Here is a 973-nt window from a genome sequence, read left to right on the forward strand (position 1 = left end):
TTAATAAAAATAATATAAACATAAATTTTTCATTTAGTTCTATGTATGAGTGTGGGTATATAAATATAACATACTCACGATTTTTTTTCTCTATATATAGATTTATATATTTAATTTTATTTCTTATTTTAGATTTAGAAATTTTTTTTATCAGAATAATAATTTTTTTAAATTTAAACTTTTTAATAATAATAAGTTTATTTATAGTTACCTTAATTTTAATTATATTTTTTGAATGAAAAAATTTAACTTTAGATTGATTCATAATTTTTAAAAGAAGCTTTAAGCATTTTGTTGTTAACAAAAAGTCGAAAATATTTTTCCTTTTAAAATTATTCAAGATAAACTGGTTAAGAAAAATTAAATTGACAATTTAATTAATTATCTTAAAAAATTTTCATAAAGTATATTTATTTATATTAAGTTTAGAACTTAAAGGAAAAAAATGAAAATTCTGTAAATTTGACTTTTTAAAGAAAATGAAAATTTCTTTTAACAGAATAAAAAATTATATATATATTGTAAAAATATACATATTAAATAAAAATAAAAACATTTTTATTAGATATACCTTTTGTATAAGGAAAAGTTAAAAATTTTAATTATTTATTTTTATAAATCTCGAAAAATAAAGAAATAAATATTATTTAAAAATATTGAATAAAAATAAATTTATTAATGTTATATTAAGAGTTATTTTTTCTAGTTATATAAATATAAATTTTAGTTAAGCTAAAATAAAAAACTTTTAATTATTTAAATTAAAAAAGATTTTAAATTAATTATAATTATTTTAAATTATTTATTTAAATTATAAAAGTTTAAATTTTTTTAAAATATATAATTTAATTTTGGTTATAATAATTTTATTAGTAGAATTAATGGGAAAAAACCGTTTAAAAAAAATATAATGTTATAAAATAATTTTTTTTTTTAAATTTATTATTTTAATTTTTAACAAAATATTATTTAT

At 11.5% G+C, this 973-nt stretch carries 1 protein-coding gene; it reads left to right on the forward strand.

From position 1 onward, the window contains the following. The first annotated feature begins 41 nt into the window (after nt 1-41). Nucleotides 42-239: a hypothetical protein gene (locus tag NY07_RS19925; protein WP_152608470.1), complete on the forward strand. Its 198-nt coding sequence runs from the start codon at nt 42-44 to the stop codon at nt 237-239. Nucleotides 240-973 lie beyond the last annotated feature (734 nt).

The organism is Shewanella sp. ECSMB14101 (assembly GCF_000773485.1).
Taxonomy (GTDB): Bacteria; Pseudomonadota; Gammaproteobacteria; order Enterobacterales; family Shewanellaceae; genus Shewanella; species Shewanella marisflavi.

What these genes read in the sequence shown, in the direction of transcription:
- NY07_RS19925 (WP_152608470.1), top strand. Translation starts at nt 42, where the DNA reads ATGTATGAGTGTGGGTATATAAATATAACATACTCACGATTTTTTTTC.